The sequence below is a fragment of the Bacteroides sp. AM37-9 genome (assembly GCF_003603455.1).
In the GTDB taxonomy this organism is placed as follows: domain Bacteria; phylum Bacteroidota; class Bacteroidia; order Bacteroidales; family Bacteroidaceae; genus Bacteroides; species Bacteroides xylanisolvens.
On sequence record NZ_QTNF01000046.1, the window covers coordinates 17,101 to 42,577 of the forward strand.

At 39.3% G+C, this 25,477-nt stretch carries 24 protein-coding genes and 2 pseudogenes; 3 read left to right on the forward strand and 23 right to left on the reverse strand.

The genetic code is table 11. The annotated features are described in order from the left end of the window. Positions 1-83: 83 nt before the first annotated feature. The gene (locus DW862_RS22945; protein WP_008019764.1) at positions 84-1,415 is read left to right on the forward strand and encodes an ABC transporter substrate-binding protein; all 1,332 of its coding nucleotides are present in this window, start codon (positions 84-86) and stop codon (positions 1,413-1,415) included. 92 nt (positions 1,416-1,507) lie between these two features. On the opposite strand, the gene DW862_RS22950 is transcribed toward DW862_RS22945, so the two are convergent. From DW862_RS22950 to DW862_RS23025, 15 genes and pseudogenes are all read right to left on the reverse strand, one after another. After that, positions 1,508-2,200 carry a DNA alkylation repair protein gene (locus tag DW862_RS22950; protein WP_120070654.1) on the reverse strand — a complete coding sequence of 231 codons (693 nt, stop codon included), beginning with the start codon at positions 2,198-2,200 and terminating at the stop codon, positions 1,508-1,510. Positions 2,201-2,295: 95 nt separating this feature from the next. Continuing rightward, complete coding sequence (locus DW862_RS22955; protein ID WP_120070658.1) at positions 2,296-2,949, reverse strand: DUF4840 domain-containing protein; 654 nt, start codon at positions 2,947-2,949, stop codon at positions 2,296-2,298. A 175-nt stretch (positions 2,950-3,124) separates the two neighbouring features. Next, entirely contained in the window at positions 3,125-4,816 is a 1,692-nt protein-coding gene (locus tag DW862_RS22960; RefSeq protein ID WP_120070720.1) for a response regulator transcription factor, read from the reverse strand. A 552-nt stretch (positions 4,817-5,368) separates the two neighbouring features. Further along, positions 5,369-5,911 (reverse strand): annotated as a pseudogene (locus DW862_RS22965) (helix-turn-helix domain-containing protein); the annotation flags it as partial. A gap of 599 nt (positions 5,912-6,510) precedes the next feature. Continuing rightward, on the reverse strand, positions 6,511-7,407 hold the full coding sequence (locus tag DW862_RS22970; RefSeq protein WP_120070661.1) for an Rpn family recombination-promoting nuclease/putative transposase: 897 nt from the start codon (positions 7,405-7,407) through the stop codon (positions 6,511-6,513). Positions 7,408-8,381: 974 nt separating this feature from the next. Further along, the gene (gene fucP, locus DW862_RS22980; protein ID WP_008640670.1) at positions 8,382-9,692 is read right to left on the reverse strand and encodes an L-fucose:H+ symporter permease; all 1,311 of its coding nucleotides are present in this window, start codon (positions 9,690-9,692) and stop codon (positions 8,382-8,384) included. A gap of 18 nt (positions 9,693-9,710) precedes the next feature. Continuing rightward, positions 9,711-10,103 carry an L-rhamnose mutarotase gene (locus DW862_RS22985; RefSeq protein WP_120070666.1) on the reverse strand — a complete coding sequence of 131 codons (393 nt, stop codon included), beginning with the start codon at positions 10,101-10,103 and terminating at the stop codon, positions 9,711-9,713. Positions 10,104-10,109: 6 nt separating this feature from the next. Next, positions 10,110-11,540, reverse strand: coding sequence for a rhamnulokinase family protein (locus DW862_RS22990; RefSeq protein ID WP_120070670.1), 1,431 nt, complete (start codon positions 11,538-11,540; stop codon positions 10,110-10,112). 17 nt (positions 11,541-11,557) lie between these two features. Further along, positions 11,558-12,196: a class II aldolase/adducin family protein gene (locus tag DW862_RS22995; RefSeq protein ID WP_120070674.1), complete on the reverse strand. Its 639-nt coding sequence runs from the start codon at positions 12,194-12,196 to the stop codon at positions 11,558-11,560. Positions 12,197-12,355: 159 nt separating this feature from the next. Beyond that, positions 12,356-14,131 (reverse strand): L-fucose isomerase, encoded by a 1,776-nt coding sequence (fucI, locus tag DW862_RS23000; RefSeq protein WP_120070678.1) that lies wholly within the window; start codon positions 14,129-14,131, stop codon positions 12,356-12,358. 67 nt (positions 14,132-14,198) lie between these two features. Next, complete coding sequence (locus DW862_RS23005) at positions 14,199-15,194, reverse strand: GntR family transcriptional regulator (protein WP_004313190.1); 996 nt, start codon at positions 15,192-15,194, stop codon at positions 14,199-14,201. 178 nt (positions 15,195-15,372) lie between these two features. Next, complete coding sequence (locus tag DW862_RS23010; RefSeq protein WP_004300172.1) at positions 15,373-15,927, reverse strand: 30S ribosomal protein S16; 555 nt, start codon at positions 15,925-15,927, stop codon at positions 15,373-15,375. 106 nt (positions 15,928-16,033) lie between these two features. Next, positions 16,034-17,335 (reverse strand): Na+/H+ antiporter NhaC family protein, encoded by a 1,302-nt coding sequence (locus DW862_RS23015; RefSeq protein ID WP_004313189.1) that lies wholly within the window; start codon positions 17,333-17,335, stop codon positions 16,034-16,036. Positions 17,336-17,536: 201 nt separating this feature from the next. Continuing rightward, entirely contained in the window at positions 17,537-19,138 is a 1,602-nt protein-coding gene (locus DW862_RS23020; protein WP_120070681.1) for an ATP-binding protein, read from the reverse strand. Positions 19,139-19,600: 462 nt separating this feature from the next. Beyond that, complete coding sequence (locus DW862_RS23025) at positions 19,601-20,128, reverse strand: DJ-1/PfpI family protein (RefSeq protein WP_074708345.1); 528 nt, start codon at positions 20,126-20,128, stop codon at positions 19,601-19,603. A 166-nt stretch (positions 20,129-20,294) separates the two neighbouring features. On the opposite strand from DW862_RS23025, the gene DW862_RS23030 reads away from it, so the two are divergent. After that, positions 20,295-20,651, forward strand: coding sequence for a helix-turn-helix domain-containing protein (locus tag DW862_RS23030; protein WP_120070685.1), 357 nt, complete (start codon positions 20,295-20,297; stop codon positions 20,649-20,651). Further along, positions 20,651-21,481 carry an MBL fold metallo-hydrolase gene (locus DW862_RS23035; RefSeq protein WP_120070689.1) on the forward strand — a complete coding sequence of 277 codons (831 nt, stop codon included), beginning with the start codon at positions 20,651-20,653 and terminating at the stop codon, positions 21,479-21,481. Before DW862_RS23030 ends, DW862_RS23035 begins: the two co-directional genes overlap by 1 nt. A 124-nt stretch (positions 21,482-21,605) precedes the next feature. On the opposite strand, the gene DW862_RS23040 is transcribed toward DW862_RS23035, so the two are convergent. The 8 genes and pseudogenes from DW862_RS23040 to DW862_RS23070 form a co-directional block, all read right to left on the reverse strand. Continuing rightward, positions 21,606-21,872: an immunity 17 family protein gene (locus DW862_RS23040; RefSeq protein WP_120070693.1), complete on the reverse strand. Its 267-nt coding sequence runs from the start codon at positions 21,870-21,872 to the stop codon at positions 21,606-21,608. A 48-nt stretch (positions 21,873-21,920) separates the two neighbouring features. Then, positions 21,921-22,328, reverse strand: coding sequence for a DUF6578 domain-containing protein (locus tag DW862_RS23045; RefSeq protein ID WP_120070697.1), 408 nt, complete (start codon positions 22,326-22,328; stop codon positions 21,921-21,923). Between the two features lie 69 nt (positions 22,329-22,397). Further along, positions 22,398-22,952: a hypothetical protein gene (locus tag DW862_RS23050; protein WP_120070701.1), complete on the reverse strand. Its 555-nt coding sequence runs from the start codon at positions 22,950-22,952 to the stop codon at positions 22,398-22,400. A gap of 104 nt (positions 22,953-23,056) precedes the next feature. Continuing rightward, positions 23,057-23,650 (reverse strand): hypothetical protein, encoded by a 594-nt coding sequence (locus DW862_RS23055; protein WP_120070705.1) that lies wholly within the window; start codon positions 23,648-23,650, stop codon positions 23,057-23,059. Positions 23,651-23,693: 43 nt separating this feature from the next. Continuing rightward, positions 23,694-24,206 (reverse strand): hypothetical protein, encoded by a 513-nt coding sequence (locus DW862_RS26515; protein ID WP_233471865.1) that lies wholly within the window; start codon positions 24,204-24,206, stop codon positions 23,694-23,696. A gap of 234 nt (positions 24,207-24,440) precedes the next feature. After that, positions 24,441-24,569 (reverse strand): annotated as a pseudogene (locus DW862_RS26655) (pentapeptide repeat-containing protein); the annotation flags it as partial. A gap of 98 nt (positions 24,570-24,667) precedes the next feature. Continuing rightward, positions 24,668-24,934 (reverse strand): hypothetical protein, encoded by a 267-nt coding sequence (locus DW862_RS23065; RefSeq protein ID WP_120070712.1) that lies wholly within the window; start codon positions 24,932-24,934, stop codon positions 24,668-24,670. 73 nt (positions 24,935-25,007) lie between these two features. Then, positions 25,008-25,406 (reverse strand): hypothetical protein, encoded by a 399-nt coding sequence (locus DW862_RS23070; protein WP_120070716.1) that lies wholly within the window; start codon positions 25,404-25,406, stop codon positions 25,008-25,010. Positions 25,407-25,477: the final 71 nt, after the last annotated feature.

Consider the following 25,477-nt stretch of genomic DNA (forward strand, 5'->3'; position numbering starts at 1 on the left):
AATATGCCAATACACTGATATGCTGATTGCATGGCGGCACGTTTTCTGTATTGGTATATTTGTACATTGTAAAATTATTAATTATGAAAAGAATAATTCCTGCTATCCTGTTGTTGCTGAGTTTGACGGGATGTTATAATTCCGGCGAGCCTCGCGAACGGGTTCTTAAAATCTATAACTGGGCGGATTATATCGGGGATGGTGTGCTCGAGGATTTTCAAGCATATTATAAAGAACAGACAGGCGAAAATATCCGCATCGTTTATCAGACATTCGACATTAACGAGATAATGTTGACCAAGATAGAGAAGGGACATGAGGATTTCGACGTGGTCTGCCCTTCGGAATACATTATTGAGCGTATGTTGAAGAAGCGCCTGCTTCTGCCTATTGATACTAATTTTGCCCATTCTCCCAACTATATGAAAAATGTGGCTCCGTTCATACGGGAGCAGATTAATAAATTGAGCCAGCCGGGTGAAGAAGCCAGCCGTTATGCGGTATGCTATATGTGGGGAACTGCGGGACTTCTTTATAACCGGGCTTATGTTCCTGATTCGGTCGCTGCATCCTGGGATTGTCTTTGGAATAAGAAGTATGCCGGCAAAATCCTTATGAAGGATAGTTACCGCGACGCTTACGGTACGGCTATCATTTATGCGCACGCCAAGGAACTGGAAGCGGGGAGTGTGACAGTGGAAGAACTGATGAACGACTATTCTCCACAGGCTATGGAGCTTGCGGAAAAATATCTGAAAGCCCTGAAACCGAATATAGCAGGCTGGGAAGCCGATTTCGGCAAGGAGATGATGACGAAGAACAAGGCCTGGCTGAATATGACGTGGAGTGGTGACGCAATATGGGCGATTGAAGAAGCCGATGCAGTAGGTGTGGACTTGGATTATGAAGTTCCGAAGGAAGGAAGTAATATATGGTATGACGGTTGGGTGATTCCGAAATATGCAAGGAATCCGGAAGCAGCCAGCTATTTTATCAATTTCATGTGTCGTCCGGACATTGCTCTGAGAAATATGGATTTCTGCGGATATGTAAGTTCGATTGCTACTCCGGAGATTCTGGAAGAGAAGATAGACACGACACTTACCTATTTTTCCGATTTAAGTTATTTCTTCGGACCGGGTGCTGATAGCATACAGATTGACAAGATACAATATCCCGACCGCAAAGTAGTGGAACGATGCGCTATGATTCGTGACTTCGGCGATAAGACAAAAGAAGTTCTTGATATCTGGTCGCGTATTAAGGGGGATAATTTAGGAGTGGGTATCACTATTCTTATCTTTGTCGTCGTTGCTTTGATGAGCGGCTGGATGATATATAAAAGATGGCAACGTTACAGCCGCCGGAAACAACAAAGGCGCAGAAGCAGAAGAAAAAAGGTAAAGAGGAATTAATTCATTTGCTATATCATAAATCATTTGATACATCATAAAAAATAAAGCCCGGTAAGCAGAACAGTTACCGAGCTTTATTTTTTATGGCGTCATTACCTCCGTTTCATACCGCGAAGTATATCTTTAGTTTCCTTGTCTACACGGAGAGATTCGATAGTTTTCTGCAATGATTTATTATAAGTCCAGTTATCCAGCTTGCTCTGTTTAAGGTACTCCATTGTCTTTTCGGGGAATTTGATGAAACAGATGGATATCATCCAGGCCATAGCCATACGTGCATAATAAGCATCGTGGCTGAAAGTGTCTGCGTGTGCCAGTAATGCGTCGATATGTTCTTCGTCTACATAATGGAAAAGCATCACAATCCCGAAGCGGATTTCGAACTCTTTGGGAGATATGAGGTAAGGCTGGATAAACTGCCATACAGTTTCTTTTCCTTTCTTCACGGCAGTCTTCAGTTCGCCGCAAAAGATATCACATACAGCCCAGTTGTCGATACGTGGAACGAACATGCTTATGTGTTTCATTCGTTCGTCCAGTTCCATTTTAGCTAATCCGATAACCATTCCCTGAAGCATTGTCTCTTCATAAAACTTAGTATCGGTTGCTTCCACAAACATACGCCAGTTATCTCTCTTTGCGATTTCTTTAGCCAATATTCGTAGTTGCGGAATACGTACACCAAGAATATTCCCGATTCCGGGAACCAGGGCAGAATGAAATTCCTGATACTTGGAATCTACCAAATCCTGCAATTCTTTTCGAATGTTTTCTGTTGTAGTCATTTTGTATAGTTGGTTTCTTCACAAAGGTATAAAAAAAAGAGCATGTCTTGCGCGCAGGCATGCTCCATTTTCTTTTTTTCAGCGAAAGGTTTGTATTACTTCTTGACCATGCTGAAAGTGAATGTTGTAACGGGGAAATTGGGGAAATTTACATCTCCGACTTTTACTCCAGTTGCTTTGATAACGAATGTCAGTTTTTTGCCGTCATAAGCATAAACGCCATTCTTTTCAGCTTCAATAGTTACTGTTATAAGATTTTCAGCCGGTTCTTGTCCTTCTTCTTGTACTTGAATCGGTTCGGTGTATTTAATTTCCAGTGGTTCAGGTTTTAGTTGAAGTAAGATGTTAGATTTACCTTCATCAAAGGTCGGTGTATAAGGAATGTTGTAGTTAATATCACCCAAATTTTCGATGATAGCTCCTGCATTTTCTTCACCGACGATGCTTTTAATCAGATCGTCAACCGGAAGTTTCTTAATCATAATCTGATTGTCTTTTACTTCGGCAGTAACTTCGGCTCCTGCCGGTTCTTCTCCCTCTTCTGCATTTGCCTGGGGACTGACGGGGGTGGATTCCGTCAGCATTGTGCCGGAATAATTGCCATCAACATCTTTAAGGGAATATACGGGAATGTCCGAATCGTCGTCACTGCTACATGCAGTAAAAGAAGTGACCATGCTCAGTGTCATTGCCAATAAGACAAAGCGATTAAAACAACAAACTTTTTTCATTTTAGTTAAAGTTTTCATACTGTTTAAATAATTAGATTATTAATTTCAAAATTAAGGTGTACGTACATAGTGTAAATGCTACGATTAATACAATACTGCATGAAGAAGTAAAAAAAGAAAGGTTTCTTTATGCAAGTGTTATAGTGAAGATCCCTGTCGGTGGGATCTTCGGATATATAGCTTCGTATTTGTTTTATTGTTTTTTCATGATAGACTCGCTTGGCGTTATACCAAAATACTCTTTGTATTTATGACGGAAGTTTTTGAGGCTCTTCAATCCGATCATTTCGGGAAGAACATTGACGGAGTATTTCCCGCTTTCCAATAGCTCACGTGCTTTTTCCATACGAATCCGGTAAATCAAGTACTTGGGCGCTTCTCCTGTCAGTGCTTTCCATTTCGTAAAGAAAGCGGTTCTACTCATATATAGTTCTGAGGCGATTTCATCTATTGTCAGATTTTCCTTATCTATATTTCTTAGAATAAACTCCTTTACCTGATTGATAAGGTCGTAATTTTCCTCATCTGAAATTTTGTCTTCCCCAACTTCCAGAAACTTCTTTCCAAATATTCTTTCTAAGAATGATTTTCTGAGGAAACGGTTGTTTCTGATAAGGACATTCATTTCTGTTTTTAAATCTTCGACGTGAAAAGGTATATATAAGAATACGTCAGCCAGGGAGCTTTCCCTTTTGCTGCGTTGTCCTGTATCTATATGTGAGCCATAGAGGATAATAGGGATAACGGATGTTTCTCCTGATGTTTTTAGTCTCGATGATAGTTCATTGCCGTACATTCCATGGAGCATAATGTCGCAAATCACTAAATCCGGATATTCCTCTTTTATACATTCTAAAGCATCCAAACCATTCTCGAAACTTTTTACGATAAAATCCTTTGATAAACGTTCTTCCAGGTACAACCTGAACTCTTTATTGCTGTCAGCGAGGACGACCAACGGTTTAGTGGAATTTCTCTTTTGTGAATCCTTGCCGAATAAAGTATCTGTTCTTTCTTCTGCCGGATTTGACTCGATTTGTATGGCGGTATGTTGGTGAACATTTTCCGGCGAATCTTTTGAAGGGAATTTTAGAGCAATAGTGTGGCTGGAATGGTTAATCAGAATCTTTCCATTGCACATCTTTATCAACCTTTTGCAGAATATATTTTTTGCAAAATTGTATTCGAGTTCTTCTTTTCGTTTGAATAGTTGCCAATTTTTACATTTATAACATTGAAGTATTTTCTTATTTTCGAAATCAGTTATTTTTATTTGCCAGTATTCAGGATTAGAGGTGATTAGCAGGGTAATAGTTTTCTTTTGTTCGGTATGGTCTATGGCATATTTTATAAATTTGTCGATCACCGGAGATATTTTGCTTTGGTCGAACCAGACGCTGGCATAATTAAAGTCTGTTTTAATGTTCAGCCCTACCAAATTGTTGGCAGCATGTGTTTTTAAAGAAGTAATTCTGTTTTTGATAAATGCTCCCAGTTCATATTCCGAGGAATTCAGCTTTTCAGTGTTTGCAAACAATTGCTTTAAATCCATCAATCTGGTTAAATGTATGTTGAGGCAATCTATGTTTTGGATAGCTAGTGATAGCTCTTTTCTGATATTTTCGGGGGAAACGTCATTATATGCTATTTTCAATGGAGTATGAACTAATGTAAGCGGAGTACGAATGCTCTCGAAAGAGTCTATAAAATATTGACTCCCTTCTTTTAGAAGATTTCTTTCTTTCTGTATCGTAATGATATGTGTTATAATCCAATAAATAGAAATACCTCCTGCCAGGAGTATTGAGGTAAAGTTTAATTGATAAAGAATGAGTATTGCTATGGCACTGTAAACGAGGGGTGACGTTTGTAATAAGTATTTCATATTATATTTTTTAGTGACGTCACTCAGATGAAATAGACCCATTTCTTTCATTTCAGAAAAAAGAGGAAATTCACTATCCTAATATTTAACATCATTTTTTGGGAGGGGAAGAAACGGTGAATATCCTCTAAGTAACAATAATTAATTAGTTTTATTGGTTGAATATTATTTTGTCTCCTGTAGATGTGTAGGGGAGCGTATTGTATATTGGGTATTATTGAGGAATGTCTCATTTAATACCATTCTGTATTTCCTCATAATATATAAACTGGAAAGATAATGGAGGTTAGGTTTTTTTATAAGAAGGAATGATTGATATATTTCTACGAAGTAAAAATAATGATAAGTTTTAATAAGTAGATACTGTTGTCAGTTTTGAATGTTGGGATGTTTCTATTTGGTATTAATGATGCGATGAATGGTATGATTGAGTTGTGATTTGTTGGCAATTATGTTTTGCTTGTCGGTATACTTGCAAAAGAGATATACCATTTTTCCATTAAATACATCTCTTTTTTATTAAGACAATAGTAATATTGAATTTTCCTGCTTTTAAATATTTCTTAATGTTTCACTTGGCGCTATGCCGAAGTGTTTCTTGTATTTATTGCGGAAGTTCTTTACATCTTTTAGTTCGACCATTTCAGGTATCTCCTGTATGCGATATTTTCCGCTTTCCAATAGTTCGCGTGCTTTTTCCATACGAATCCTGGTCATGAATTTCCATTTAATGAAAAACTTAGTCCGGCTTATGCCCGTTTCACTGGCAATATGGCTTATCTTTAGTGATTCGTTATCCAATATGAATTTCTTTACCTTGTTGATGAGTTGGTAGTTATCCTCTTCCGGCATTTCTTCGATATCTGTTTCCAGAAACTTTTCTCCGAATATTTTCTGTAAGAATGACTTTCTAAGAAAGCGGTAGTTTTTGATAAGAACAGATATCTCGATTTTTAAGTTTTCGATATTGAATGGCATATACAAGAATGTATCGGCTAAAGAAGCATTTCTTTTATAGTCTTGGTTCATATCAATAGGAGAGCCATATAGGATAATCGGGATAATAGAAGTGTCACAGGAGGTTTTTAATCTTGATTAATGTTTTAAATTTTATTATAAGGAAGGCTTTCCCTCCAAGTAACGATGATTAATTTGATTTATTCTTTTTGTTTTCAGGCATGATGAATCAGTCTAATATGTGAATATTTGAAGAGGGGGCGCTCTGGACTTAAATAGAGTGCTATCGGAACATATCTCAATAGCTGTTTGCTTGTGTTTTATCATATACAAATAATCAACTAATATAAATGTCTTTCCTTCTTATGGATAGGAAATTGTATTTATGAAGTAAAGGTACTAAAAAGTAATAATAAATCAATTGCTTTATTTGTGTAAATGTTAGGCTTACTGCTAATATACACGTTTTCTATGACTAATCGCAAATAAAAGTTGTATAAAATATTTTATTGTTATATATTCTGCTGTATATGGGTGCTGATGATTTAGAGTGTGTGATTTGTGGATGAATTCTAATTGTTAAAATGGAGTGTGAAATATTGGTAATATATTGATGGTATCTTTTTTTCTTTGGTAGTTACTTCCAGTCTGTTACTATTGGCTATATATTAAAATAAGAGTCGTATGATTTTCTCACACGACTCTTGTTTGTAATTTAATATATAGCCTTTGATTGTTTATAACTTTTCAATCTCCTCCGGTGATAGCCCGGTAGCTTTATGGATGGCTGTTATGTCTACTCCTAATGACTTTAAATTATTAGCAATTTCTAATCTTTCTTCCATTTTTCCTTCCATTTTTCCTTCCATTTTTCCTTCCATGCGTCCCTCCATACGCCCTTCTAGTTTTGCTCCATCTAATACATCATTTTGTATCATGATGGCACTAAGGTGCTCGTCGTAGGCATGTCTTTCTTCCTTGGACATATTGTAATAGATAAGTTTCTGGCGTGCTTCTTCCAGACCGGGGGCTGTTGTATCGGGGCGAATGCAACCGGTTTTCAAGTATTCAATCCACTCTTCCAATGGAGTGACGGCCACTTTATCGAATTCATTCACACGAATCAAGAAATACTCCGGAAAGATTTCTGCCGGAATCTTATGGACGATGGCGTCTTTTTCTTTAGTAGTTACTTCCAGTCTGTCTCCTGTATGTACTCCGATAAAGTGGTTTTGTCCATGATACAAATAATCTTCTCCCTTGCCGATATCGAAGTATAGAATACTGATAGAGTATATTTTTTTCACCGCATAGTAGCGTTCTCCTAAAGAAATATGTTCAGTGATTGCTTTTGCCACTCCGTATAAGATACGTTCCAGATAATAGAGCTCCCGTGTATTTTGGATCTCTACAATAATGATTTCGTCTTTACTGTTTCTGGCTTTAATATCTACCCGGTTGAATTTATCATCGATTGTTTGTTGGTTGCTTTCACTTTCCAATATCTCTATGATTTTCACGTTTTCACCGAGAAGGACAGTCAAGAAACCTTCTAATACGCCGAAATTTGCTTTTTGGCGGAGAAGTCTTTTCACAGCCCAGTCAAAGCGTATATATTTGTCTTGTTGTTCCATATCAATTTAATTTTTAGGTTATTGCAAAGCTACGACTTTTTTTTAGATAATGGCTACTCTTTGAGTTTATATTTTTTGTGAATGAATCTGTGCATATTTGGCAAATTCATCAGAAGGCAATTTAAATTATTCCATAGTAGAGAGTTAATTATTAACGCTGTCATATTTTAGTATTCCCTTTTATGTAACTTAAAGTAGGAGTAAAAATGTGGCAGCGTTTTAGGTTGAAAATTTTAGGTAGTTATTATTCTTTGTTTTTTTGTGTCACTTCAATGTCTTCCGGCCAAATAGCTTTAGTATATGCTTTTGCATCATTGCCGTTTTCTGTATAGTCTTTCGCTATATCCCCTTTGCCTTCATTAAACTTTCAATAGGCTTTTAAACCTGTAGTTTGAGGATCGACATCATACATATTCTTGTAAATTTCTTCTTGTGAACGTATTACGTTCCATATGCGTACTTCGCAGATTTCACCATTTAATTGACGAGTCATATTCTCTGGCTCACCATAGGAGTGTCCTATTTTAAACATAAAGTCTTTTCTTCGGTGTCATAAGTCACGGCTACATGATACCATTCGCTTGGTTGCAACAATTTTCCTTCGTTTGCCTTGGGGAATTATATAAAACTTATAATATTTAGTGTCCAGTATTGCATAATTGGTGCTGAGACGCGCGTTGTAATAACCTAATCAACGAAGGATCTACCTGAAAATTAACATCAATATATTGTTCGGCAGGATATGCCAACACAGCAGAAAGCTATTGCTACCCTGTTTGTTTGAGATTATTAAATGTGAAATTAGCTACATTCTTCACTTTGTCGCATCTATATATGGCATTGTCAAAAGGGAATTTTTTATGAAAAAAAGATGAATGAAATAGTGACGCTATCCACTGCGGATGGCGTCACTATATGGGTGGGATAGTGACGGTATCATGATGGGATAGCGTCACTATTTTTAAGTTTGTTTTTTACCAATTTCTTTTCACTGTACGGTAACCATAACCAATGATTACAAGGAAGCAGATGAAGGGTAGAATGAATGAAACATTGACAGCCGGTAACCAGGCTATTTGTTTCAGGTCAATGATACTTGCCTGTAGCGGTGGAAGAACAGAACCTCCCAGGATAGCCATGATAAGGCCTGCAGCTCCAAACTTAGCATCATCTCCCATGCCTTTCAAGGCAATACCATAGATGGTAGGGAACATCAATGACATGCAAGCCGATACTGCTACAAGGCAATACATTCCGAAGATATTTTGAAGGAAGATTACGCCTAAAGTGAAAATACCTCCGAAGATAGCGAGGATCATCAGCAATTTACCAGCATTGAGATAGCGCAGAATGAATGTACAGATGAAACGGCTGATACAAAATATCACCATTGCTATGATATTATATTGTTGTGATAGCACTTCCGCACTTTTCTCGTCCATACCTTGTGACATGAACAAGCGTGTTCCATACTGAATGATGAAAGTCCAGCACATAATTTGCGCGCCTACATAGAAGAATTGAGCAATTACCCCTTCACGATAACGCGTTTGGGTGAAAATGCGTTTCAGTGTAGGAAAGAAATCTATTCTATGATTCTGATCTCCATTTTTCGGCATCTTGACGAATCGTATCAGAAGTAACATAGCCACAATGATAAGTCCGATAATGAGATAAGGAGCAATCAGAACGCTAAGATCACTTTCTTTAATTGCTTGAAATTCACTGTCGTTAAGCAATGCACGGTCTTCGGTACACATCGGATGTAACTTCGCTTGAATGAACTGCATGGCTACATACATTCCGAGAAGTGACCCCATCGGATTGAAAGACTGTGCAAGGTTCAAACGCCGGGTAGCTGTTTCTTCCGTGCCCATAGAAAGAATATACGGGTTACAGCTTGTCTCGAGGAAGGACAATCCGCAGGTCAGGATGAAATAGGCAATCAAAAACGGATAATATTCTCCCGTCATTTTGGCGGGGAAGAATAAAAATGCTCCGAAAGCATACATTCCCAGTCCTAACAAAACACCGGCTTTGTAGGAATATTTGCGGATGAATATGGCAGCCGGGAAAGCCATTGCAAAGTACCCTCCATAGAAGGCAACCTGTACTAATGCTCCGTCGGTAGCACTCATCCGGAAAATCTTGGAGAATGCCTTTACCATCGGATTGGTAATATCATTGGCAAATCCCCATAATGCAAAACATGAGGTAATGAGAACAAAAGGTATAAGATAACTGATGCCATCTTTCGAGAGGATGGACTGTTTGGGGTGTTTCATGGTTGTTTCTAGTATTTTTTAAGTGTTATACAAATGGAACATTCTCTCCATCGGTTTCCATTTCTCTGCGGAACTCATTCCGGGAGCGGCTTGTTGGAAGATGGCCATATATTCTTCCCACTCCTGTTGGCGGGGAAGCGTGTTCAGGCGTTCCATTGCTGTGTCCCAGTCAAAATCAAGGGGAGTTTCGACAATCATAAACAGTCGTGTTCCCAAGATATAAATTTCCATTTCCAGAATACCGACTTCCCGGATCCCGGCTAGGATTTCGGGCCATGCTTCCGTTTGGCTATGTCTTTTCCGATATTCAGCGATCAGTTCCGGAGAATCGTGTAAATCGAGGGTTTGGCAATATCGTTTGACGGGAACGTCATAAGATTGAACCTGATAACCGGTTTTGGGTGTTTCCATATACTTTTATTTTTTAGGGTAATATACTTGTGGGGTAACGCTACGAGTTACAATCTCTCTCAATTCACGGAGATCGGCTATTTCTCCTTTTGCCATAGCCTGTGTCAGAATGTTTCCCATTGCAGTAGCTTCTACCGGACCTGCATAAACGGGAATACCGAGTTCGTCAGCTGTCAGTTGGTTGAGTAATTGGTTTTGTGATCCTCCGCCGATGATGTTTAGCTGACGGATCGGAGAGGGGAGACAATGGTTGAGCTGTTCCACCGCCTGCCGATATTTGAAAGCTAATGACTGGAGTACACATCGCACGGTTTCTGCTTTGTTTTTCGGCACTTGCAAAGCATGATGCCGACAATAATGAATAAGAGCGTTTTCCATATTTTCCGGATTCATGAATGTTGCGTCATCCACAGGGATAATGGTCGCAATCTGTGCTTCGGCAGCTTGCGGGATGATTATATCATAATTTTGTTCTTCGCCACATGCTTTCCATTCACTCATCAAGCGTTGCAAAATCCATAATCCTGTTATATTCTGTAGGAAACGGATTTTGCCGTCTACGCCTCCTTCATTGGTGAATTGAGCTTTTCTTGCTTCTTCCGTCAATATGGGTTCATCCACTTCCACTCCCAGTAGCGACCAAGTGCCGGAACTAAGGAAAGCGATAGGATTTTCTACGGCAGGAACAGCGGCGACGGCACTGGCTGTGTCGTGTGAGCCGACGGCAATAACGTCTACGGTACCCAGTCCTGTTTCGCGGGCAATATCCTCTTTCAGAGTCCCTCTGATTGTTCCGGGGAGAATAATCTCACCGAACAGATGTTCGGGAATACCTAAGGCGCGTATGGTATCCACTGACCAGTTCCGCGATTGGGCATCGAGTAGTTCGGAGGTGGAGGCAATGCAATATTCATTATTGGCTACTCCTGTCAGGAAATAGCTGAAGAGGTCGGGCATGAATAACAGTTGCCGGGCAATTTCCAACTGCGCATCTTGATGCTGTTTCATGCTGTAAAGTTGAAACAGCGTATTGATAGCCATTACCTGAATACCGGTGTCGGCATAGTGTTGGCGTTCATCCAGTAGCTTGAATACTTCTTCCGGTATTCCTTCTGTTCTTGCGTCCCGATAACAGACTGGATTTCCTAACAGGTTTCCATGTTTGTCAATCAGTCCGAAATCCACTCCCCAGGTGTCAATACCAATACTTTTTACGGCATATCCTTTTTGTGCAGCCAGTTTCAGTCCGGTCTTCATATCTTCGAACAGTGCCGGGAAATCCCAGTAGATATGATTTCCTAGTTTGACCTGTCGATTGCAAAAGCGGTATACTTCTTCCAACTCCAGTTTGCCATGGTGAAGGAAGCCGGCGATAATTCGTCCACTTCCGCCTCCGAAGTCTGCTGCTAAATAAGTGTGTTTGATGGTATCTTTCATGGTATATTGCCCGGATATTAGTTGGTTTTCTTTCCTAATACGTAGATTTCCAGGTCTTCAATTTCTGCCGGTGTGAGTACTGAATAATCACCGCCGGATTGAATGATGATGCGGCAAGCCATTTCAAAGAAGGTAGCCCGTTCGTATACTTGATCGAAGTCTTTTCCGCATACCACTTGTCCGTGGTTGGTTAGTAAAACCGAGTTATGCTTTAACATGGCTTCTACCACAGCTTTTGCTAGTTCCGGTGAGCCGGGACGATAATACGGAATCACAGGTATTTCCGAACCTACATGACAGGGAATTTCTGCTGTTACATTGAAATTTGTCGGTTTGTTCTTCATGCAGGAGACAGCCGTGGCATATTCCGATTGGAAGTGGAGAACGACATTGACGTCCGGACGTTCGCGGAGAATCCCTAAATGGAATGTACTTTCCATAGAAGGTTTTACACCATTGGTAGGAGTGCCGCTGGCAATATGGCAGATAGATACTTTTTCTTTGCCAAGTGTGGGAACCCAGGAACCCGTACCGGAAATCAATGCTTCTTCACCGATTCTCCAGGAAAGGTTACCGCTGCTGCAAAGCATTAACTTTGCATCCCCGTAACGGTGTGCTTGTTGGATGAACTGTTCGATATGTTCGTTGGTAATCATAATTGCAAAGATAAAAAAATTAGAATTAAGTGAGTCGAAATTGCTTTTATTTAGACATAAGAACAAAAGAACATAAGGTCTGCGCTAATAGAATTATTTATAGCTGTTTATTGAAGTTGTTTTATCTTTTGTCCTTATGTTCTTTTGTCTGAATTAAAATTATTTGTAGATAGGACCGTAAGTGGTACAAGCTCTGTAGTCCGCTCCTTCCTTATCCATGCCGAAGGCGTTCCAAGCTGCCGGACGGAATATTTCGTTGTCTTCTACATTGTGCATGCATACCGGGATGCGGAGCATGGAAGCAAGAGTGATTAAGTCCTGACCGATGTGTCCATAACTGATGGCTCCATGATTGGCTCCCCAGTTATTCATTACTGAATATACATCTTTGAAAGCAGGTTTTTCACATAGACGCGGTACAAACCAGGTGGTAGGCCATGTAGGATCTGTACGCATATTCAGTTTTTGGTGGATTTCCGGATCTATTTCTACTGTCCATCCTTCTGCGATTTGCAGGACAGGGCCTAAGCCTTTAATCAGGTTGAGGCGCATCATGGTTACGGGCATGCCACCTTTTGACAGGAAGTTGGAAGAGAAACCGCCGCCACGGAAGTAGTCACGGTCTGCCGGATACCAGGTAGTTGCTTTCAGGCAGTTTTCTACGTCAGCGTCCGTCAGGTTCCATGGTTCTTTCATAACCGGACTGCCTGCCGCGTCTAATGATTGGCCGGAACCGTCGAGAGTCGTTGCGCCGGAATTGATAAGATGAATGATACCATTTGCTGCCAATCCGCTCAATTCTTTGCCGGTTACACGTTTCACGGCTTCAGGACTCCAGTAAGTACGTACGTCGGAGAATATTTGGGCGCGGTTGGTCAATAAATGTCCGAACAGCATAGCTACGCCGTTGCAGGCATCGTTCTCGGTAGCTACGACAAATGCTTCACGAATACCGTTCCAGTCAAAAGAAGTGTTGAGCAGAGCTTCCGGATAGTCACCGTTAGGATAGAAGTCTGTCCATTGGCGTTGTCCTTGGAAACCGGCTGCAATGGCATTGTGTCCCAAGGCTTCTTCCTTGAATCCCATTTCTTTCAATTTGGGATTTCCGGTCATCAAGTCGCGCATGATAATCGTCATCTTTACAATGAATTCCCAATCAGCATCTTTCTGTTCACGGGTTTTACGTTTTTCAGGACGGTTCTTGAAGTCTTCACCTTCGTTTGTCTTGCAATTTTTTTCAGTCCAGGCCATGGCTTTGGCGTATTCTTCGTGGTCATAGATGCCTTCGTCCATTCGACGGATGATTTCTGTGAGGTCTATTGACTCATTACGCATTCCCAGATACTCTTGGAAGAAATCAGGATTAACGATGGAACCGGCGATACCCATAGATACACTACCCATTGACAGGTAAGATTTGCCTCTCATCGTAGCTACTGCCTGTGCGGCACGTGCAAAGCGAAGAATCTTTTCCGATACATCTTCAGGGATTGTGTTGTCGTTCAAATCTTGAACGTCGCGTCCGTAGATACCGAATGCGGGAAGGCCTTTTTGTGCGTGTCCGGCAAGTACAGCAGCAAGGTATACAGCTCCCGGACGTTCTGTGCCGTTGAATCCCCAGACAGCTTTCGGATAATGCGGGTTCATATCCATCGTTTCAGCACCGTAGCACCAGCAAGAAGTGACGGTAATGGTAGAGCCGACCCCTTCTCTTTCAAACTTTTCCGCACAAGCGGCACTTTCGGCTACGCGTCCGATCGTGCTATCGGCTATAACACATTCCACCGGACTGCCATCACCGTTTTTCAGGTTGCTGCTGATTAACTCGGCTACTGCTTTTGCCAAATTCATTGTTTTCTCTTCAAGGCTTTCGCGAACGCCACCCTGGCGACCATCGATTGTGGGACGAATCCCGATTTTTGGATACTTTTTCATGGTTTCTATCTATTAAAGGATTAATTAATATCTGTGCTGAACTGTGCTGATTCTTTCGCAAAAAAAATTAAAGCGACTTTCGAAGTCTTACTTCCGTCGGCAAGAACTTCTGCACCGGTACATTATTGAGAACAAAATTGGCCGCTTCATTTCCCATCATTTCCCAATCAATACTCAATGAGGTTATTCCTTCGTCAATCACTTCATAGGAAGGAATATCATTGTAAGCCAATAGGCCAAAATCTTTTCCGCATTTCAGCCCTTCCAATCTTCCTTGTTTCACCACCTTTACTACGTCTTGTTGTTTGATAGCGATATAGGCAACTCCCTTACGTACAATCAGGTTCTCAATATCCTCCTGTATTTCACAGAGAAATCCCTGTTCCTGGCAGAAACGGGTAAAATATACCTTACTGCTTTGAGGGTGTTTCAGGCTTTTGGGAAACAGAAAAACGAGCTGGTGATAGTTCCTTAACCTTTCCTTGAGCAGATTCAATGCCTGATAGAAAGAATCATCAAAATCCTGGCAGATATATGAATACTTTTCTTTTTCAAATTTGCCGAAATCGAGAAGTAATAATCTTGAAGGATTAATTTTATTGAGAACAGTGCTGAATTTCTCGTTATCGAAATTCATCACGATGTATTTGTTGTATTTTCCGATGGATTCCCGGAGGATCGTATTGAACAACCGTTCGTTGTATTGATGAAACAATAAGTCTACCTTATAGTTGATAGGCAGATGTCTGACGAAACTGTTATATAAGGCTTCTTTGAAAGGAGTATATTGGTCGAGCAGCAATAAGACATTGGTCACCTGGCTCGTCACATAATAACCCTTGCCGGGAGTGGAGTCAATCAAGCCTCGTTCGCGTAAATCAAGGAAAGCCTTGAAAACTGTATCACGTGATACTCCGTATTGAGCGCTTAACTGATTGATGGAAGGCAAAGAATCTCCTTCAAGAAATTCTTTCCTGGAAATCGCCTGGCTAAGTGCGTCCGCTAGTTGCGTAACCTTGCTTGCCTGTTGTCCGAATGTTGCCTTTTTATCAGTTCGTTTCATATTCGAAAAATAAGTAATACTGTGCTGAACTATGCTGATGCAAAGAAAGGCATTTTATTCTGAACGGAATAAATAATTTGATATGTTTTATAGCATAAAGTAATAAAAAAATCCCCTCCGGCGGACCGGAGAGGATTTATTGCTTTTTCCTAATTTCTTGTTCGGAATCTGCTGAAAATTATTCAGCAGCAGCTTCTGTTGCAGGAGCTTCTTCAGCCGGAGCTGCGGCAGCTTCTTCTGCAGGTGCTTCAGCAGCAGCTTTTTCAGCAGCTTCAGCAGCTTTCTTTTCAGCGAGTGCTTTTGCTTTCACTTCGTTGATTTTCTTTTCTGCTTCCAGACGTGCTTTAGCTTCAGCTTTCTTAGCTTCGTCTTGTTTAGCTTTCAAAGTAGCCAAACCTGACTGTTTGTTGTTTTTCCAAGCTTCGAATTTAGCTTCTGCTTCTGCTTCTCCGAATGCGCCTTTTGCTACACCGCCCAGAAGATGTTTCTTCATGTAAACTCCTTCACGAGAAAGGATGTTACGTACAGTGTCACTTGGTTGTGCACCTTTCAGTACCCATGCCAATGCAGCGTCGAAATTCAAATCTACTGTAGCAGGATTGGTGTTAGGGTTGTAAGTACCAATCTTCTCAATAAATTTACCATCACGTGGTGCTCTGCTGTCTGCAATTACAATTGAATAGAACGCGTAACTTTTACGTCCGTGTCTCTGCAATCTGATTCTAGTTGCCATTTTAAATAATTGTTTTTAATGATTGATTTGAATTATGCTATTATCTCGTAATAGCGGGCACAAAGATACGGCTTTTCTTTTGATTGACAAACATTTCGTATCTTTTTTACGAATACCGTTTTGGATAGCGGAACAAAATCGCGAGCAGGGCGCATGCTCCCATTGTAAACGGATAATAGAGATTGCCGATGATACTGATGGGGGAGATACTGGCAAGTCCCGCTGCAATCAGCATCTGCGCTCCGTATGGAATAATCCCTTGTATCAGGCAGGAGAAAGTATCGAGGATACTGGCTGTTTTTCTTCGGTCGAGATGGAATTTCACGGCAATATCTTTGGCAATCGGTCCTGTTGTGATAATGGCAATCGTGTTGTTGGCAGTACATAAGTTGGCGATACTTACCAGGGCTGCGATGCTTAATTCGGCTCCTCTTTTACCATTGACGTGGCGGGTGAGTTTCTGGATAATGAAATCGATACCACCGTTATAACGGATTGTTTCGAGCATCCCTCCGGCCAGCAGAGTGATAATAATCAGTTCTCCCATTCCTGTAATTCCTGTTCCCATGGCACCAAACCAGTCGAAGATCCCGAAGCTGCCGGTCGCAATGCCAATGATGCCACTTGTCAATATACCTATTATGAGTACGAGCATCACGTTCATTCCGGCAATGGCTGTTCCTAATACTATTATATAAGGTATAACTTTGATCCATTCAATGGTCTGTGTTTGGGTGGGAGCTGTAATGGATAGTCCCTGAAATATGTAAATTCCCAACACAATGATGGCTGCCGGGACGACAATCATAGAATTTACACGGAATTTATCACGCATTACACATTCCTGGGTTTTTGTCGAAGCGATGGTGGTGTCGGAGATAAAAGATAAGTTGTCTCCGAAAAAAGAACCGCCTACTACGACGGCTACCATAAAGGGGAGAGCTATTTCAGTTTTTTCTGCCAGTCCTACGGCAACGGGAGTAAGGGCGACAATAGTTCCCACACTGGTTCCGATGGATAAAGAGATGAAACAGGCGGCAATAAAGATACCTGCCAGCAATAAATTGTCAGGAAGAATATGCAGCGTCAGATTGACGGTGGCATCGATTGCACCCATTTGCTTTGCGCTTTGGGCAAAAGCTCCGGCAAGGATGAATATCCATATCATCAGGAGGATATTCTTATTGGCAGCTCCTACCGAGAATTGATAGATACGCTGGTCCAGTTTCAAGCCGCGTGTAATGGCGATGGCATAACAGGAAGAGACGAGGAAAGCCACTGTGATAGGTACTTTATAAAAGTCGTTGACGAGGATGGAAGTTACCAGATAGAGGCAAAGGAATACGAGTAACGGGCTTAATGCCCACCAGTTTCCGGGACGGTCTTTATGTATTTTTTCTTCAGTCATAAATGAACGTTGGGTATTTGTTTTATTCTAAAATCAAAATAGCGATGCAAAAGTAGTGTTTTTCACAGGAAGTGGCAAAAAGGAAGTCGAAAGAAGGCATTATTTCATTGATCTTTCTATAGATGAGGGAGACACTCCATAGAAAAAAAGTATAACCTGTTCCTACTATTGATAAGTAGGGCAGGTTCTTTTTATTATTTCTTATTGATTTAAGCGCAAGGGATGTGTGAACCAGAAACGGCTGCCGACTCCTATTTCGGATTCGGCACCGATAGTGCCGCCAAGATGTTCGATGATACTTCTGCAAATAGATAGACCTAAGCCCGTGCCTTTTGAAAAAGAGTTGAGTTTTACAAATCGGTCGAACACCTGATCTACTTTATCGGGCGCAATCCCCATACCTGTGTCTGTGACAGCGAATTCTATCTCGTTACTTTCTGCTTTATGGCGATATTCCAATATAATCTGCCCTTCATTCGTAAATTTGAGAGCATTATTTATGAAATTGGTAATAACCTGCATTAAACGCTTTTTGTCTGTGTAAATATAATATTCAGGTAAATCCGGAGCCAGCAAAACGGGTACGGGTTTATCTTCTTTTATATCATAATTGCGCATTATATCTTCGCAGAAGCTCTTGATATCCAGGTGATCCATGGTGAAGTCGAGTGTTCCGGCTTCTATTTTCGATAAATCGAGAATATCGGAAATCAACTGCAAAAGAAGTTCTGTGTTTTCCTGCATAATGTCAACATAATCCTGACGTTCTTTTTTGTCGTCCGATTCAACCAACAGACTTGCAAAACCAACAATCGCATTTAGCGGAGTGCGGATTTCGTGACTCATGTTAGCGAGAAAGGCTGATTTTAAGCGGTCCAGATTTTCTGCTTTTTCTTTGGCTACTCTTAGTTCTTCTTCAATCGTTTTTTGATGGTTGATATCGACACTGGTTATAACATGTGCTATTTGTCCGTCAATCCAGGCAAATGCTGCGCTGAATACCCGGAACCAACATTTGTCAAACGGGCGTTGGTAGTCCCAGGAGTAGACTTTGGTAGGTTGCCCGTTTTCGTCAATCAAATGTTTTTTAGGACAAAATTCACATTCTCCGGTTTTATCTTTATAAAGAGCCTGCCAGCATTTTTTTCCTTCAAAATGTTCGATGCCTCCATAAGGAGCGGCCATAGATTCATTGACATATAGCATATCATGAGAATCAAAAGAGTTCACATAAATGTCAACTCCCATATTATTCATGATGCTGCTTAATGTCTTGCTTGCCCGCACTTCTCTTTCTTTATATTCCCGCACTGCTATTTCTTTGGAGAGGGAGCCTAAAATGAGATGAATCACTTGAAGTTCTTCGTCGGTGAAGGATATTGCATGTTCTCTGTCTCCAAATCCGATAAATCCGATAATTTTCCCTTCGGAGTCTTGAATTTGCCGGATTAGTAATGAGTCGACTTTATAAAAATCCACGATGTCTACATCATTCCATGAAGTATTTTGGTTTCTGCAAGCATAAAAAGGTTTGTTCTTTCCATTTATACGCGCAGCATGTTGATTGGTCATTTCGCTGATTTCAAAACGTTGTCGCAGGATGTTGTCGCTATTTCCGACAGTTTCCTTTAGATAAAAGTAGCGAAATCCATCAGTTTGGTAAATGAATCCTCTTTTAAAACCGTAGTATTCGCAAATATCTGTCAGTGATTCTGTGATTTTGTTTTCAATAGATTCACAGCCATTCAACCTTTCTAAAAAATGAAGTAAAAATGCATTGTAATTTTCTTTCTCTCTGGTCATATTGTTTTAGGCATCTTTAGTTAGATAAACTCAAAATGAGTATGCTGTTCATCTCTTTCAAATCTTCAAGCTGCTAATATACGGACTTTTTAAGAATGAAGAATACTGTTTTTGTTTTTTCATAATGTTCCGTTTTTCTTTATTATAGTACGGAAAGAGAATAGGATAGAGAGGATATATTTTTTATGGGTGTATGGATGTTGTATGTTTGTTGAAAATTATTAAAGTTGGGCGTGTAGTTGTGTTGTTGTTTTGATGATTTGTAAATGTTTGATTACTAGTGTGGTATGTTTATCATTTTTCCTTTTAAACCAACAAGTCGTTCCTTTAAAAGAAACGACTTGTTGCACACCGAGAAACGCATCGTTTCTTTTATTTAAAGGAACATACCTTTCCATCTTGGGATGTGTAGATTTATGTTATAATGTTTATATTTATTGTTTTGTATCTACACTGTAGGCATTATTTTAATGCTTCAATTATATGTGGTAACATTGTCCAAATGGTATTTTCATCTTGAGCGGTGAAGAAGTTACCATCTATCTCTGATTTCTCATCGGTAGCTGTTCCGTTTTGAATAGCTGGCTTGGCTAATGGGTGAACTGCTACTTTTTTCCCTTTGGTTATACCGGTAAAGTCAAACATCATTGCACCGGCACAATGTCCAATCATAATTTTCCCTTTATCCCCGAACGTTTTAATGACTTGCATCAAATCTACATTATAAGGCTTATCGGCATTCTGCTGAAATACAGGCACTGCATCGCCACAAGAGAAAACGAGTGCGTCAAACTCATCTTCGTGTCCCTTCAAATTAGCAATCACATCATCCACTGTCAGGCTGATTCCTGAATTTGTTTTAATCTCCTTCGTATCCGATACGGCAAATACTTTATATGAAATGCCATTCTCGAAAAATGCTTCCAAATATTGGAATAGTCCACAACCATTTACCGGATTCACTGCTAAAACTGCAACTTTCTTTGCCATAATCATAATTATTTAAATGAAACAATAGTTATTATTAGTAAGTTTATTACTTTTGTGATGCAAATGTATCTTTCTTATTTGAGAAATGCAATAACGTACTTGAAAATAAGGAAGTTACATAGAGGTAACTATTGCTGAAGCTCAATAAAATACAAAACGTTAAAGAATGAAAAACTTTCATCCGACGGGGAATTGTCCGATAAGAGATGTGCTTAGCCGCTTGGGAGATAAGTGGTCGATGCTGGTGCTTATTACGCTGAACGCAAATGGAACTATGCGTTTTAGTGATATCCATAAAACGATAGAAGATGTCTCTCAAAGAATGTTGACTGTTACATTGCGTACTTTGGAATCAGATGGATTAGTTGAACGGAAAGTGTATGCTGAAGTACCTCCCCGTGTGGAGTATTGCCTGACAGATACAGGCGGTACATTGATTCCTCATATTGAAGGACTGGTGGGATGGGCCTTGGAGAATATGAGTACTATTTTGGACCATAGACAAATGAATCAGCAACATTAATGACAACGAAAGAAATGAATGAGATAGAGACTGAACTGATTATGCTCGGAACGGGTAATGCTACTGTAACCAAATGCTATAATACTTGTTTTATCCTTAAAACGAAAGAGACAGTGCTGTTGGTTGATGCAGGGGGGGGAAATGGAATTTTAAATCAGTTGGAAAAAGTGGATGTGCCTATTGACAGTATACATGATATGTTTGTGACGCATGCTCATACCGATCATATACTGGGAGCTGTCTGGATGATACGTATCATTGCGCAGTGGGCATCCAATGGACACTATTCCGGTAGGTTTCGTGTGTATGGACACGATAAAGTATTGATGGTGTTGGATCAAATATGCCGCATGACGCTTCCTGTTTCGGTTATAGGAGCTATCAATAAGTATGTTGAGTTCTGTGACGTCAAACATGGTGATACTCTCCGGCTCGGAGACTTGAATGTACAATTTTTCGATATTGCCTCCACTAAAGAAAAACAATTTGGCTTCCGGGCATTATTGCCTGATGGAAAGTCTCTGGCTTGTTTGGGAGATGAACCATATAATGAGCAAAACCGTGCGTATGCTGAAGGAGTAGACTGGTTATTGTGTGAAGCATTCTGTTTATATGCGGACCGTGAACGTTTTAAACCTTATGAAAAACATCATAGTACGGCACAGGATGCAGGCAGGCTGGCACAACAATTGGGAGTAAAGAATTTATTGTTATATCACACGGAGGATAAGACGTTGGAAACTCGCAAGAAGTCTTATACAGAAGAAGCATCCCGGGAGTTTTCCGGAATGGCGTATGTACCTGATGATTTGGAGAAAATACTTCTGTAGAAAGAGGTCTTTAACATGAGGAGGAGATCAAAGTTGAATAGCCAACTCATTATCAATAATGTCTTGTTCTATATTCTTCTCTTTTATTTATTTCCGAAATGTGATTTCTCCTGCCCACGGTATTTCATGATTTCATAAATATCATTATCCCGATCCCACCAAGCATGATGATGATAGCATTGATAATCATTCCGACTCTCAATCCTTTTTCACCGAATACGTCATATAGCCACAGGAGAAAATTGAATCTTCCGTTGCGTTGTCCCGTCATGTCAAATATCCATTCCCATCGGCGAATAGCCCCGATAAGAACTAAAGCTCCCAAAGCGACGAGGATTAAACCGCCACTTGTTGGTGTCAGGTTGCTAAAAAAATCTTGTTCTTTTTCCATGTTTGTTATTTTAGTTTTATTGTTTAACTAACAATGTTTAGCAGTGTGCTACTTTAAACCACGTACTGTTTGGTTAGTAACTTTTTTAATGCTAACGTTTCTCAATACTACAATATAAGAGTCAAAAGTCATTCCATTAATTTCTTCTTCATATCCGTTAGCATCAACCACACTTCTAAGAAGGCTTGAAACAGGAATTAGAAATTGAGGATTGGCTGCAGATGGCTTATATTTTGTATAAATCGCATTTATTTGATGGACTGTTCCTTGTAAAATATGTAATCCATCACTCGTTTCATAATGTGCATTGTATATGTATTCTATTGTTTGGTTGACGTCAGTTAGTGTTTTATTGAAAGTAAAAACATCCCATCTAACCATATCGTTTATACTGAATGGCTGACCGCAACATTGCATCTGCCATCCTTCATAAAGTACTGTGTAGTAATTTTCCATATGTTTTATTTTTTATTGGTTGCTTAATAGTGGGTAACTAATTACCATTTTGGACTATTGAGGTGTGCATTATAATAAGTTTTTCGTATCAAAACCCAATTCATCTAAGACTTCTAATTGTTCCTTTTGATATTCAGGAGTTCCTGTGTGAATCATTTTCTTGTTTATAATATAGCTTTTAGGATATTCTTCATAATATTCCATTAAAAATGCTGGAATATTTTCATGTCTATTGAAAATATGTGAAATCATTCCAGCCTTGACCAAATTTATGAAATTCTTCTTATTGCATTCATGTATCAGCCCATCTTGAGAGATAATGCATTGATTAAGAAAAAAAATCCTATTAAAATTAGCAAAATGTGCCAAGTCAGGACGTTGCCAGCGTTTAATGTCTGTTTTATCAGGAGAAGGGATTACTTTTTCCCATATGCCTCGTTTCACAGGAAAAGAATTGCAAATAAGATAGAGATGATAAGGAGTTTGAGAGAATGTTTCTTCGTTTAATTCACCTTTCAATGGGGCAAAAACTCCATAACAATCTTTTGTTAGAAGTCTTGCATAATAAGTTCCCTTATTTTTGCCATCAATTTTATAGATTGCTCCTAATTCATATCTTGCCATAATTCTTTTATTTATTTTATTATAGTGTCCGGCGGTATTTCTTTCTTACCTATTCTGCTGTTTGTTTACTATTATTATGCCATGTGTCATTAATCTTTTTTCTGTTATGTCGATTGCCAATAACCGGCAATGATATTTTCCACAATGTTATTATCCTGTTTGGCATACAAATATAATGCGCCATAACAGAAAGGATAATTACCTTTCAGTAGTCCATCAAGAGGATAGCCGTCTTCATCTATTTGCATATAAAAAGAATATCCATCTTTTTCTAGCTGATCATAATAGAATTTTTTATTTTGTACTAAGCGGGGGATACCACCCAGCTTTACCAGGAAAGGCTCATTTCCCGTTTCAGTATCACAACATTCTTTATAAAGGATAATATCATGTTTTATAATTGCCGGATGTTGTAGCTCTGTTTTTGTACCTTCCGAAGAAATATCATGTTCAATAACCTTGATTGCACAATCGGGGTACCTATTCTTGCATAGATAGATCTCCCAATCTTCAGGTAGAAAAATAGATATTTGTCTTTGCTTATTAGGTAATATTAAAGTCATATAAAAGAGATAACCTGTAAAAGAAGTATCCTCTTCACCACAATAAGCAGGTGGACATCCTCCAATCCAACCCAAAGACGGTTGGTCAGTTGGGGCAAGGATTGCTTTATATAAGAGACATTTTTCTAGTTCCATATTTTTTGTTTACTTGGTTAATAATATCCGGTAGTGTGCAGCATTATGTTGTTAGCTGTTTGCTATCGTCCAATTCCCTTTTTGCTTTTATAAATAGCTCCATTAACCTATCAGCAAACTCCTCATTCTCAAAATGTTTGAATTCATGCCAGCAAACAATCGTTATCGGTGCTTCTTCTAGTACGTTTTTTATGCAATTCAAAGCCCAACTTTTATTATCTGCATTATACCAGTCTTTTTCAATCTCTTCTGATACTCTTGCGGTAATTTTATCCAAATTCTTACCGATTAATAGATGTTTATCATCTATAGGTGGGATGATATGCTCTAATTCACATTCTTTGAAATTGATGAATTGCATCGTTGCCAATGAAAAATCGATATTCTTCATGATTACTTTAGAAGCATCAAGGATATTCTCCATTTTTGTATGTTTCTTAATCCGGAAGATAACTTGTTCTGCTTTATCTGAAGTTTGATACTGTGTGATTTCCTCTTTTCTCATTCTCTGTATCATAAAATCATCTATCAAACCTACAAAGCGAACATTTTCCATATAAAGACAATATATTATGTAACTTTTTATCTTGCAGTTCTCAAATACGGTATTTGTTATATATGAAGCGTTTGTGATTTTACCTAATTTACATTTGACAAAAGTGCAATTATTCTGCCCACCGCCCCAAGCTCCGAGGTAGGTAGCAGACAAATTGACTCTTGTAAATGTGCAGTTTTCAAAGAAACAGCACCAAAATCTGGTATGTCCGCAAATTGTTTTATTGAAGATGCAATTACGGAAGTTCACGTTCTTAAAAACGACTTCGGTGATATCCGACTTTGTGAAATCATAATCCACAAAATCCATATTCTCAAATTTTGCATCTTCCGCTATTTTTAAGCCTTTGTATTCAGTGTTCATTTTCTGTCTTATTTTGCGGGTGATAATGTTCGGCAGCGTATGCTTTTGGAGGTGTGCTGTTTGTTAGCAATACATTATGAATGTTTGCAATGCAGAACCTAATACTTTTCCCACAATTCATTGATATTGGAACGTCTGACTTTTTCTCCTTCTCTCAAATCAGGCAAAGAAAGTAGAGTTTTATCATGTTCGATAATTTGTTCTATTGAAACAATATAAGCATCATCTTCTTTAATTGTATATGCATGAAAACATAGCCAATCACCATCATCATCGTATATAACATTAGTTATTGGTTTATTTTCAATCATAACTTGCTTTGAAGTTATAACTGGCTTCAGCTTTTCTTCATTAATTATTTTCATAACTTTCTATTATTTAATTATTATTGCTAGTGTTAAGTTGCTAACTGATTTTAGACAGTTTGCTATCATTTAGTTAATATAGGGCTAAATCTCGCACAGTGTTATTTTTCCAAATAAAGCTGAAACAATAATCCAAATCGTCTGTGGTAAATGTGATTTCCCAGCTATCGTTGTACTTGACGGATGCTTTTATTTCTTCCGGATAAAATCTATTCTGCCACGAAATATATGCTTCTTCTTTATGTGCCAATCGGCTTTCATTAGGTAATAAACTTTCCACTCGGGCAATCACTGATTTCCAATCCTCCAACAAGGCCTGTAAATCCAATAACTGTTGTGACAAAGGAGCTGAAGCATCTCCTTCTAACCAAATCACAGTTTCCGCCGAATATGATGGTAACTGTACTGTGCTCCACCAGGTGTAGTGCTCATTCTGCCACCAATCACAAACCTTAGAGTGAAAGATTCCCAAATCTTTTACTACATATTCTGGCTCACCCGATAATCATTGGGGGTATGCATAAATCTTAGCCAGTCTAAAGA

What these genes read in the sequence shown, in the direction of transcription:
- DW862_RS22970 (WP_120070661.1), bottom strand. Translation starts at nt 7,407, where the DNA reads ATGGAACAACAAGACAAATATATACGCTTTGACTGGGCTGTGAAAAGA.
- fucI (WP_120070678.1), bottom strand. Translation starts at nt 14,131, where the DNA reads ATGAAAAAGTATCCAAAAATCGGGATTCGTCCCACAATCGATGGTCGC.
- DW862_RS23010 (WP_004300172.1), bottom strand. Translation starts at nt 15,927, where the DNA reads ATGGCAACTAGAATCAGATTGCAGAGACACGGACGTAAAAGTTACGCG.
- DW862_RS26515 (WP_233471865.1), bottom strand. Translation starts at nt 24,206, where the DNA reads ATGGAAAATGTTCGCTTTGTAGGTTTGATAGATGATTTTATGATACAG.
- DW862_RS23025 (WP_074708345.1), bottom strand. Translation starts at nt 20,128, where the DNA reads ATGGCAAAGAAAGTTGCAGTTTTAGCAGTGAATCCGGTAAATGGTTGT.
- DW862_RS22955 (WP_120070658.1), bottom strand. Translation starts at nt 2,949, where the DNA reads ATGAAAACTTTAACTAAAATGAAAAAAGTTTGTTGTTTTAATCGCTTT.
- DW862_RS22945 (WP_008019764.1), top strand. Translation starts at nt 84, where the DNA reads ATGAAAAGAATAATTCCTGCTATCCTGTTGTTGCTGAGTTTGACGGGA.
- DW862_RS22990 (WP_120070670.1), bottom strand. Translation starts at nt 11,540, where the DNA reads ATGAAAGATACCATCAAACACACTTATTTAGCAGCAGACTTCGGAGGC.
- DW862_RS23065 (WP_120070712.1), bottom strand. Translation starts at nt 24,934, where the DNA reads ATGAAAATAATTAATGAAGAAAAGCTGAAGCCAGTTATAACTTCAAAG.
- fucP (WP_008640670.1), bottom strand. Translation starts at nt 9,692, where the DNA reads ATGAAACACCCCAAACAGTCCATCCTCTCGAAAGATGGCATCAGTTAT.
- DW862_RS23015 (WP_004313189.1), bottom strand. Translation starts at nt 17,335, where the DNA reads ATGACTGAAGAAAAAATACATAAAGACCGTCCCGGAAACTGGTGGGCA.
- DW862_RS23045 (WP_120070697.1), bottom strand. Translation starts at nt 22,328, where the DNA reads ATGGAAAATTACTACACAGTACTTTATGAAGGATGGCAGATGCAATGT.
- DW862_RS22960 (WP_120070720.1), bottom strand. Translation starts at nt 4,816, where the DNA reads ATGAAATACTTATTACAAACGTCACCCCTCGTTTACAGTGCCATAGCA.
- DW862_RS23050 (WP_120070701.1), bottom strand. Translation starts at nt 22,952, where the DNA reads ATGGCAAGATATGAATTAGGAGCAATCTATAAAATTGATGGCAAAAAT.
- DW862_RS22995 (WP_120070674.1), bottom strand. Translation starts at nt 12,196, where the DNA reads ATGATTACCAACGAACATATCGAACAGTTCATCCAACAAGCACACCGT.
- DW862_RS23030 (WP_120070685.1), top strand. Translation starts at nt 20,295, where the DNA reads ATGAAAAACTTTCATCCGACGGGGAATTGTCCGATAAGAGATGTGCTT.
- DW862_RS23005 (WP_004313190.1), bottom strand. Translation starts at nt 15,194, where the DNA reads ATGAAACGAACTGATAAAAAGGCAACATTCGGACAACAGGCAAGCAAG.
- DW862_RS22950 (WP_120070654.1), bottom strand. Translation starts at nt 2,200, where the DNA reads ATGACTACAACAGAAAACATTCGAAAAGAATTGCAGGATTTGGTAGAT.
- DW862_RS23035 (WP_120070689.1), top strand. Translation starts at nt 20,651, where the DNA reads ATGACAACGAAAGAAATGAATGAGATAGAGACTGAACTGATTATGCTC.
- DW862_RS22985 (WP_120070666.1), bottom strand. Translation starts at nt 10,103, where the DNA reads ATGGAAACACCCAAAACCGGTTATCAGGTTCAATCTTATGACGTTCCC.
- DW862_RS23055 (WP_120070705.1), bottom strand. Translation starts at nt 23,650, where the DNA reads ATGGAACTAGAAAAATGTCTCTTATATAAAGCAATCCTTGCCCCAACT.
- DW862_RS23020 (WP_120070681.1), bottom strand. Translation starts at nt 19,138, where the DNA reads ATGACCAGAGAGAAAGAAAATTACAATGCATTTTTACTTCATTTTTTA.
- DW862_RS23040 (WP_120070693.1), bottom strand. Translation starts at nt 21,872, where the DNA reads ATGGAAAAAGAACAAGATTTTTTTAGCAACCTGACACCAACAAGTGGC.